General features: G+C 64.9%; 10 protein-coding genes. 2 read left to right on the top strand and 8 right to left on the bottom strand.

From position 1 onward, the window contains the following. The coding region (locus NBW84_RS00265) for a VHL beta domain-containing protein (protein ID WP_250280538.1) at positions 1-455 on the top strand (455 nt) is incomplete at its 5' end. Between the two features lie 80 nt (positions 456-535). After that, entirely contained in the window at positions 536-787 is a 252-nt protein-coding gene (locus NBW84_RS00270; protein ID WP_250280540.1) for a type II toxin-antitoxin system CcdA family antitoxin, read from the top strand. Between the two features lie 86 nt (positions 788-873). On the opposite strand, the gene NBW84_RS00275 is transcribed toward NBW84_RS00270, so the two are convergent. The 8 genes from NBW84_RS00275 to NBW84_RS00310 form a co-directional block, all read right to left on the bottom strand. Further along, positions 874-1,623 (bottom strand): TerD family protein, encoded by a 750-nt coding sequence (locus tag NBW84_RS00275; protein ID WP_250280542.1) that lies wholly within the window; start codon positions 1,621-1,623, stop codon positions 874-876. A gap of 631 nt (positions 1,624-2,254) precedes the next feature. Next, positions 2,255-3,925, bottom strand: coding sequence for a hypothetical protein (locus tag NBW84_RS00280; RefSeq protein WP_250280545.1), 1,671 nt, complete (start codon positions 3,923-3,925; stop codon positions 2,255-2,257). Between the two features lie 131 nt (positions 3,926-4,056). Further along, positions 4,057-4,758: an RDD family protein gene (locus NBW84_RS00285; RefSeq protein ID WP_250280547.1), complete on the bottom strand. Its 702-nt coding sequence runs from the start codon at positions 4,756-4,758 to the stop codon at positions 4,057-4,059. A 106-nt stretch (positions 4,759-4,864) separates the two neighbouring features. Beyond that, positions 4,865-5,725 (bottom strand): hypothetical protein, encoded by an 861-nt coding sequence (locus NBW84_RS00290; protein ID WP_250280549.1) that lies wholly within the window; start codon positions 5,723-5,725, stop codon positions 4,865-4,867. Then, positions 5,722-7,659, bottom strand: a complete 1,938-nt coding sequence (locus NBW84_RS00295) for a protein kinase domain-containing protein (RefSeq protein WP_250280550.1) — start codon at positions 7,657-7,659, stop codon at positions 5,722-5,724. The genes NBW84_RS00290 and NBW84_RS00295 overlap by 4 nt, the downstream gene beginning before the upstream one ends. Positions 7,660-7,798: 139 nt before the next feature. Then, positions 7,799-8,074, bottom strand: a complete 276-nt coding sequence (locus tag NBW84_RS00300) for a hypothetical protein (RefSeq protein ID WP_250280552.1) — start codon at positions 8,072-8,074, stop codon at positions 7,799-7,801. Positions 8,075-8,355: 281 nt separating this feature from the next. Continuing rightward, the gene (locus tag NBW84_RS00305; protein ID WP_250280554.1) at positions 8,356-9,315 is read right to left on the bottom strand and encodes a hypothetical protein; all 960 of its coding nucleotides are present in this window, start codon (positions 9,313-9,315) and stop codon (positions 8,356-8,358) included. 714 nt (positions 9,316-10,029) lie between these two features. Then, positions 10,030-10,326: WD40 repeat domain-containing protein (locus tag NBW84_RS00310; protein WP_445548595.1), on the bottom strand; the 297-nt coding region annotated here is incomplete at its 5' end.

Genomic DNA, 10,326 nt, shown 5'->3' on the forward strand with positions numbered 1-10,326 from the left:
GCGGAGCGGCAGCCGGCCGGCCCGCGGCGGCGGCGCCCGCTGCGGAGACCAACCGTGACTCCCCGGGCAACAACGCGCCACCGCCCGCCAGCCAGCCGCCGGCCGCTCAACCGCCAGCCGCCCAGCCAGCGGCCAACCAGCCGCCGGCCGCCCACACGTTCAGCTTCACCGGGAACCTCACCCGGTACTCGTGCGCGGACGAGGGACGCCTGGTCTCCGCCCGCACCACGGACGGCGTCCTGGCCACGTTCAGCAACCAGAGCCCGGAAACCGTGCAGATCTACTGGCTCGACTTCAACGGCTCCCGAATGGCCGCGGCCTCGTTCCTGACACCGGGAAACTCCTATTCGAGCAACACCTACGTCAACCACCTGTGGCTCGTCGCCAACTCGAGCGGCCGCTGCCTGGCCATCTTCACCGCCGGCACCTCCGGCGGCCGAGTCACCGTTTACTAGAGCCGTCGAGCTGCTCCATCGTCAGGACGGAGCACAGGGCAACCACTCGGTACCCCACGCCGAGTGTGCATATTATGCGCATGGCAAGAGTGAACATTACCGTCTCCGATGAACTGATGGAGTCCGCCCGAGCCGCCGGCCTGAGCATCTCCCGCCTCGCCTCGGCGGCACTGGCCGAGGAACTGGACCGGCATGCCAAGATCGCCGAACTGGACGCCTACCTCAGCGAACTGGAGGCCGAACTCGGCCCCGTCCCAGCTCATGAGGCCGCCGCAGCCCGCGAGTGGGCCGATCGGATCCTGCCCGCCGCCTCGACAGCGCGCACGGCATAACCCTGACGAACCGCCCCGCGCAGTCCCTGTAACGATCAGTTGGATACCACGACCATCGAGATGGTTCGTGCTCAGGATTTTTCCATTTATTCCACTTCGATACCGTAGTCGCGCGCCAGGCCGGCAAGACCATCCGCCCAGCCCTGACCGACACCGCGAAGACGCCAGCCATTTGCGCGCCGGTAGACCTCGACAGCGACGATCGCGCTTTCTGTACTGAGCCCGGTCACCGGGAAGACAGCGAGCACCTCGCGATCCGCGACTGCCGCGATACGCAGATCAGTAACCGCGGCAAGAGCAGTCGCGCCGGAACAATCGAGGCTCGCCGTAAAAACCACCTGGCCGACCGATGCCGGAACACGAGGAAGATCAACGAAAATGCTGTCGGTCCAGGTACCATCGGCCTGCTGCGTCCGACCGGACATATGGACGGTTCCGGCGGCACCAGTCGGCTGGTTGTAGAAGACAGTTGCTTCCGGATCGAGCACGTGGGCGTCGGATCCGCACGGCAGAGCGCTGACATCGAGATCGTCGCTTGCTCCACCTTTCCGGAGAAGCGCCACCCGTATCGGAACGACCGGCAGTGGAACATTCGCTCCTCGGACAAGAACAGTCGCGCCGTCAAGCGGAGGAAAGTCGGCGTCTACCGTCTGCGGCCCACTACCGGCATCAGTATCAGGTTTCTGCCCCTGGAGCTGGAAGGCAATTTCTGGATCATGGTGCTGGAATTCCATGAGAAACTTGTCCAGGTAGTTACGGGAACTTCTTCCGCCCATGATCGTATGAGGTGAATACAGGACTACCTCGCGCCTGTCACCACGCTCCCAGGTGTACATGTGCAGGGTTGCCGATCCACCGTTGGTAGCCAGGAAAGTCGGGATGTGCACACCAACGGTGAAGGTCGGCTTGTCGTCATCGAGAACGCTGAAAGGCGAGTCGTCTCGTGGCGTGAAATACTCGAATGCAACATCACCATCGGTCTTGATGTGCCGAACCCTGCTTAACCATCCTCCCGGTCAGGCCCTGCGTTGCGTCGCCACGCCCCTTGAAGATCGCTCCGAATTCACGCTCGGTGAGCGTAGTCGAGAACTTGACGTGCATGGATCGCATTCAGACTCCACCGCCCTGTTTCAGCCAGCACTTCCTTTTTCGCCATCCATGCCGCTCCTACCCGCAGCTTTGCCGACGACCACGAGTAGGAGCGATACGATTACTTGTACTGATGCCACTGATCGTTCGAGTTCTCACAGACGTATCCGCTGCTGTTGCACCTGCTGCACTGCGTAGTCCATCCTCCACCGATGCCGTTGCACTTGGGGCAGCGAACAATCTTGACCTTCTTCTTGCACTTCTTGCACTGCACACCCGTCCGGTCACCCTGCCATCTCACAGCGAGATCTCCTTCACGACATGGTTGAGAGCTATTTGAAGAGAAGAACTGACGGAGCCACTAAAAACTGGTCTATATCAACGGTCACGATTCCACAGTCGCGGTCTTCTGCGAGATGAATTCGTGTCCGATGGCGTTTGCGGCTCAGGTACTGTCGCATGCAGCCTGCCGCTGATATCGCTCTCCATGGGCTCGCCCGCTCTCAGCCGCCCGAGGTCGGAGGAGAGGGCCAGCCAGCCGTCTCGGTCATCGCGCGGTGAACCTGTTCCGACATACATTACAAAGGTCCATGACTCGGGACCCTCGAGAGTATCCGCGAAGGACGGGTCGGCCTCAAGCGCGCCGGCGCAGAAACGGCGAATCTCCTCCGTCACCAGCATGGGCTCCGTACCGGACTTACTGATGGCATCGAACATGAGTTGAGCCGCGCAGGCATGTTGCTTCCGAAACATTTCGACCTGCGATCCGGCGAGCACAGGATTACCAAAAGCAGGCCGTGATCCCGCCTGCAGAGCCGCTGCAGGCTGAAATGTACCGTCGGACACGGTCTGGTCGACCCAGATGACCCGCGCACAGGAACGTTCGACGCCGCAGGAAAATCGTACCGGCAACACAAGCTCACATTCGGATGAGGCGAGATCCGCGACGAAGGGACGCTTCCCGCTCCCACGGCCTGCGTCAGCTGTCGGATCCATACCTACCGGGGCAAGAAAAGCCAGCCAACGTCCATCAGCAGACACACGAGGGCTTGCGACAAGCAAGCTGACTTTTGACTGCTGTCCCCGAATCCTGCACAATTCCTTGGCACGGCCCCGTTCGAGATCAACATCGAACACATCAGCTTCGGATTTCTGACCAGGCCCCGTAGCCACCAGATGGCCGGGACGCGTCGGCCACCATCCTGCGTCGACAATGTGCACACCGAACACGTCCTTACCGAGCGGAAAAATCATGCCGTCGGGGAGACGCACAAGAGCAGGTGGGTTGCTCCCGACCAGTAGCCAGGTGCCGTCCGGGCTGTACGCGAGCGGCGCCGCCTGCCAGTGGCTGCCGGCAGGATTGCCAGTGACCCAGCGCCATGTCCTGTGTGTCAGATCGTATTCCCACAGCGCGCAGTCGGGGCTGCCAGCCGGCCGAAACTCCAGGAACACCGCCCGTGAACCATCAGCTGTGATCGCTACCGAGAACGTCTCGAACATCGCTCGCTCAGGTCGGGGGCTGGCTCCGGCGAGTCCCGTATAAGGCTGTTCACGGGACAACAGGGCCACGCGTGACCACGGCGAACTATTTTCAAAAGCGACATGGGGAATATGAGCTTGGATGTAGTCACCACCAGCCGGAATACCGAGAGCTTCCGCCGTGTGCCTGCGAGCCAGCGCAACGGAACCGTTTGCGGCGTATGCAACGTCGTAGTCGATGAAGTTCCTGGGGGTGAGGGACCGGCCGTCCGTCCCGACGAGAACAGATCGACCACTGTAGCCACGTTCCGCGATCACGGCTGTCATACCGTCGTCCGGATCATCACTGATGAATCGCGGCTGTTCGACGATCGCAAGGGTCGAGCCGACAGCCTGCGAAGCTGGGCCGTTCGCCCTCGACCAGATTCTGCTGGTCCCACAACCGGCAGCCAGTGCGGCGTCGAGATCGACGATCGGAACAGCGGCACGAGCAGGTTCGCTCGTCTTCTTCCCTCTCGTCAGATGAGTATAATCTATTTTCTTGTTTAGGCGCGTGTATTCAATCGACACAGCCCCTCCTCCGATTTCACATGCCCTACCACGCTGTCCACGACACAGGAATCACCACCTATTTCCACCGACGGCGGGTACCTGCGACAGGAAGATCACAGGTGCATGCACATGTGACTGCCGGGCCGAAGTTATTCGGTTCTGATAACGATTGATTTTATGATCTTGTCGGCGATGGTCTGCTTTTTTTCGTCCCAGAGGGGCAGCAGGTAACCGATGCAGAACAGCAGGCCGTCCAGGAAGTGGCAGATGCGGCGGACGATGGCCAGGCCGAAGCCGAGCGGCTGGCCATCGGCTTCCCGGATCAGTTTGATCTTCGCGACACGCTTGCCCGGCGTCTGGCCACGGGTGCCCTCGAAGTAGGACATGAGAAAAAAAGAGGCAATGCCGGCGACAAATCCGAGGATTATCAGCGCGCTCCCGGCGGAAGAGGAGGAGGAGCCATAGGAGTCGTAATCACCATAGGGGTCGTACGAGGATGCGATACTGCTCACCGCCATGCCGGCGCCGACGAAATACAGGATCGTGGGCACCAGACCGAAGACCAGCCAGTCCACGACGGCGCCCAGAACCCGCAGGCCCCAGTGCGCATAGTCCGTCCGCACCGGTGCGCCGTACCCGTAGGGCGGGTTCTGCCCCTGATAGCCCTGGTTGTACGGGTAGCCGTAACCGGGCGGCGGCCCCTGCGGCCAGCCATGGCCCGGCTGCGGCTCCTGCGGCGCATAGCCCGGCTGTGGTGCATATCCTGGCGACGGCCCCTGCGGTGGGCCATAACCCGGCTGTGCTTCTGGCTGCCCGCCGTACGGGCTGTTGGGATCGGGTGGATAGCTCATGTTTCTCCTTGACGGACGAGGGTCGGGACAGGTGGGCGGGGACACACGGGTTACGGGTGTGGATACGGATCGAAGCCGCGGCCGGAGCGGTTCCGGGCATGGCCGGCTACCGCTGTAGTTTCCGGGTCGGCCGGCTGTCGAGTTCGCGGAGCGCATCCATCAGCAGCCCGCGGTTCGCCAGGATGTACTCGATGAACTCAGGTGTCCCGCGCTCGCCCTGGAGGTCGACGCCGAGGCGGGCGGAGGCGTCCTTCCGTAGCCGGCCGAGCTGTTTCTCCAGCCATTTCCGCGACGCTTCCGTGAGCTCCCGGTCGAGCAGGAGCAGCGTCTGCGCGCCGCGTTCCCGGACACGAGGTGGCAGGCCGTGCAGTTCCGGATAGCAGTAGGCGGCGAGGGTCCGCCGGTCCCCGTGGCTCCACGCCGGTGCCCCGACACTGGACGTCGTCGGGGCACCGGTTTCCCAGAGGCCCGCCATGTTGGCGGCATGAACGGCCCCCGCTCCCGCGCCGGGCCCACCAATGACAAGGGTGAACCGATGCTCGATATCACCACCGGACGCGCGAATAGCGACCATCTGCCAGGTGCGGACGAGGACCTCGCCCGGACTGTCCTTGATGATCTCCCGATAGAGACCGGGCGCGGTCAGATAAATCTTGGTCTTGCCGGTGGCGTGGTTCGTCAGCGTCCATCGGCCGTCGGGTGCGGCGATCCGGCCCGCGAGACGCGGGACGGCCGGGTCCTGCGTGCCACTGTCGTCCACGAGTTTCACGGCGATGTCGACCCCGGCGGGAGCCCGGCCGAAACCGAAGGTCCGCCTGCCGGTGAGGACCCATCGGTCGTCGACGTGAAGGGTGTTCTCCCGAGGGTCGGTCTCCCGGTTCAGACCGGCGGCCCGGCGGTAGAACACGGCCAGGGCAGGAGCACCACCGCCGGCCGGGCCATCATGCCTTGGTTCGACGGACATCATGTCCCCGGCGTCGGGGTGGGCACCTCGCTCGGAACCCCCAGCAGCCGGGCATCCCCCCACACATTGTAATCACAGGATCCGTTCTTATTGCCGCTGACGAACGTCTGCGTGAGTTTGAGTCGGAGCACTCCGGTGAGATCGAGGCTGATGGGGACGGATTCACCGAAGCCGATATCCTTCCGGTAGGCGGGCGAGCCGTCCACGAACACCTCGTACAGAATTCTTATCGAGCTGTCCCACGCGTCATCGGCAATACCTGCCGTGGCCTGAAACGTCCGATAGTGCCGTCCGAGATCGAACTCGAAACTCGACGAACGGCGAGTACACGTGTACAGCGAATGCGGATAGGTCTTCCCATTGACGGTTTTGGAGCCCGTGGAGGGGTCACCGGCGACGGCACGCACGTCGCTGAGATAGACCAGCGCGGGCTGGCGTGCCACGGTCAGCGTCACCTGCTGCCCGGCTTCCAGTCGGGTTCCCGCCGGGGGATCCTGGACCAGCACCGTGTTGTCGGTCGCGCTGGGGTCCAGCTTCTCCTTGACGACGACCTGGACGCCATTCTGGATCAGTGCCTGTCGGGCCTGTACAAGCGTGACGTTGACAACCGACGGCATCGGCCCGCCGGTGGGTGCCGCGGACGGCGTAGGGCTGGGGCTGGGGCTGGGGCTGGCGGAAGCCTGGGGCAGCGGAGCCGCGGAGACCGACGCGGGCCCCGGCCCCCTACCGGATATGACGGACCCGGCCGCGGGCTTGTCCGCGTCCCTGAGCCGGGGCAGCGCGACAGCGGCACCCGCCACGAGCATGATTGTCGCGGCCAGCGCGAGGGTGACCACGACACGCATCCTGACCCGCGGCTTCCGGCCAACGGGTGGCGGGGGCACGATCCCGGGCCCACCAGGCCCGAAGGGCCCACCAGGCCCACCAGGCCCACCAGGCCCGACGGGTCCGGGGACGATCACTGTCGATCTGTCCGGTTGTCCCGCCCCGAACCCGGGGGAGGTCGGCGCCGGTGGCAGTGACGATGATGTGATCGTCTGCGAGCCCACGCCGGACAGCCAGCGAGCGAGTTCCCGTGGCCGGTCACCGGGCTCGTGCGCGAGCCCTTCCAGCACCAGGTCCGCGAGGAACAGCACGTTCCACAGCAGCGGGCTGGCGGCGAGCGCGGCCCTGGTCGCGGCCCGGTCCACGTCGCGTGGCCAGCCCGAAGCGTCGGGATAGTGCACGGGCGGCTGGCCGGTGAGCAGATAGACGACGGTCGCCGCGAACGCGTACCGGTCGCTGTCCGGCGTCGGCCGCGCCGCGTTCCCGGCCGCGAGCAGCTCCGGCGCGATATAGCCAGGGCTGCCCATGCCCAGCCGGGCCGTGCCGTCCGCGAGATTGGCCAGGCCGAAGTCGACCAGGATCACGCTGCCGTCGTCCTGCACGAGCAGGTTGCCCGGCTTGACGTCACCGTGCGCTACCGGAACACCGTTGGTGTCCTTCCCGCTGTGCAGGTAGTCGAGGGCCGTGGCCAGCTGCCGGACGAAGCGGACACGCGTCGACAGGTCCGCGTCGCCGTGGGTCAGAAGCCACTGCCCGAGCGAGGTTCCTTCGACGTAGTCCATGACCAGGTACCTGTGTGGCGCGACGCCGGGCTGGACGTCTCCCTGCCAGTGCCGTGGCGCGCCGAGGAAGCCGCCGAAAACGCGGACGATCCCGGGATGCTTCAACGCCTGCAGCAACGAGACGTGCCGCGACCAGGAACGCTCGATATCCGGTGTCGCTCCGATGACCGGCCCGAAGTCCTTGACGGCGACGACGCTGCTGCCCGCTCCCCCCTCCGAGAGCGGTCGCACCGCCCGCCAGACGTCCCCCTCGCCCCCGGCGCCGAGGGACTCGATCAGCTGGTAGGCGTCCGGTTCCTGTTCGGGCCCCGCCCACAGGGCACTGCTCATCTGCCTGTTCCCCCACAGTGTTCCATGATTCACACAATGCTTCTTCTCGTTGCCGGCGGTGCGTACGGACCGGTCCTGATGAGGCTCCTGACATCCTCCTGGACGACCAGCACGGCACTGCCGCCAGCGCCGCCGCCCGCTATGCCCGTGGCCCCGGCGGTGGATTCCGGCGACCGCGGTCGAACAAGGAGAAAAGAACGTAGCCGACCGCCAGGAACGGCAGCACGAATATGATGGACGGGAACACGAACGTGCCGGAGTCCTGACCGGCCACATACACGCCGTAGCCAATGAAGGCGATACCGCCGGCAGCGCAGGACAGGCGGTCCCGGCCCCGTGCTGTCGGCAGAAAAACCATCCCTATGAAGACGATCCCGGACAGGACCGAGAACACCTCGTATGCTCCCCAGTGCATGGCCTCTCCTCCGTGGGCCTCGTGAACCGCTTACCGCACCAAAACAACACCGGCACGGGGCGGGATGGCCAGCGAGCGGGCCAGGTCGGGGGGACAGCCCCCGGATCCGGCCGGCTGCGGGGCCCGCGAAGTATGCTCGTCGGCGTGTTGCCGCCGGCCGGCCTTTCTCCAGCCGGGGCTCACCGGCCGGTCGTCCGGTGGGAGTGGCCGCGACGGTGAACCAGTACCAGCCGCCCGCGGTATGCCGGCCGTGCATACGGCCGGCAGCCGGCGGGGCATTGCTAGAAGGACCATTGCACGCCGTATCTCAGCCCCTGCCGGAGACTGAAGAACTCCGTCTGGACCTCGCCGATGGAGTCGACTTCCAGCAGGTCGTCGTTCGGGGTGAACTCGTCCGCTATTCTCGGATGCTCGCCGTTCAGCCGCCACAGCTTGCCGGGCAGCCGACCGGCGCCGAACCTGACCTTGAGGCTGAACCGGTCGAAGCGGCGCAGCGGGGTCAGGAGATAGTACGGCCGGAGCTCTTCCCGTGGGTATGCGGTGAACTGCACCGCATACTCGTGGCGCTCGCCGAGCCTGAGCGGCCGGGGCAGGCGGATGACGAACCGGGCGTAGTCCGGCCCGGGGCGGTGGCACTCGATTATCTCACCGCCATGGACCATCTCCGCGTGGATCTCACGTTCGGCTGCACCGCGTTCCGGTCCGGGCCGGACGCTCAGGGAGGCGATGATCTCGTCCAGTTCGTCGACGGTCGCCACGATCCGGCGTTCCTCGGTCAGCCGGGGAACCTCGAGATCGAAACGAAGCATCGATTTCAGGGACTCGACATACCATCCGTCCGGCACGTACTCGTTGTGACGTCCGCCTGGAGTGTCAGCCGCGCCGGTGATCTGTTCGGCGAGCATCCGGAAACCCTCGTCCATGCGACGGCGTGCGGTACGGGTGGAGTCGCCGAACTGCTTGGCCAGCCACGCCATCCGTTCGTGCAGAAACTTCTGATCTGTCTCTTCGTGCAGCGCCAGCGTGGCGAGGACGGCCAGGCGAAGATCGGACGGGAGCCGGCCGCACAGCTCGGTGAGACAGAGCACCAGCTTCCGCCGCGCGACCGACGGCGGGTCACCCGCGGAAATGTCGCAGGACAAGCGAAGACGCGGCCCTATACGGGCGTGGATGTCCTCGGCCAGCAGACCTCGGCCGCGGCGGATCTCGCACAGCTCTTTGATCATCTGGTCGTCATCCATACCGTACAGCCCCCCATCGGCCGCGTCCTCACGTTCGCCGCAATAGTAGAGGACTACGGACACAACGCAAGATTGGCCGTCGGACTCCCCCGGATGGAGCCGGCGCCTCGGATGCCAGATTGCCCGTCCGGGAGTCGAGTTGCCAAAAGAATGACAAATAATGGCCAGCCGGATGAGAGCCGGCGGGCGAATAGCCAAAAAATCAGCGATGGCCGGCCCGTCGACCGACCGGTCGACCGCGATTGGCTGCCACCCTCGACGGCTCGGCACCCAAAAGTAACCAGGCACACACCATCAGGTGGCAAAAAACTACTTCCAAACAAAAAAACTAGCGACAGGACGTCTCTGAATCCTGACGGTCAGCCATTTTCGCAGGTCCACCTGCCCCAGCCCGCACGGCCTGCCATGAAGTTCCGCTCACTCGGAGTCCATCGGGAGTCCCCCTTCCGGCTATCGCTCTTCCGCCACGAGGAGGCACCGGCGTCGGCCGGGCCGTGAGGCTGGGTGGGTGTGAACCCAGTGAAGAGCCGCTCGGGAGGCGCGGGAAGGGGTCGGCGAATGCCCGTACAGGTCCGTACGGACGTACTAAAGATCAGATAGTGATGATTGTCGGACGGGAGAGCCTCCGGACAGGCGGCACGGTCCGGGCAACCCCGCTCGCGATCGCTATGAGTACGGTCTCAGCGACTACAAGTAGTATGATCAGTAGCAGGATCAGCGCCTCCGGCACGGCGGACGGTAGGGCTTCCCCTCGATGTACCGCTCCCACTCGGCGGACGTGATCGGGTCCCCGCCGGTCGAGCAGATGGACGCCGCCACCCGCTCGAGGCCGGTGTCCCACAGCCGGACCGCATGGTTCTCCCCGCCGGCGGCCAGCACACCGCCCGGGCTGAAGGACACCGAATAGATCGCCTCGGCCGACGAGGTCAGCGTGGCCAGTTGCCGTGGCTGCCCGGGGCGGGTGGTGTCCCACAACCAGACGCTCTTGTCCGAGCTGCCGGCGGCAAGGGT

Source organism: Protofrankia sp. CiP1_Cm_nod2, from assembly GCF_920664355.1.
Lineage (GTDB): Bacteria > Actinomycetota > Actinomycetes > Frankiales > Frankiaceae > Protofrankia.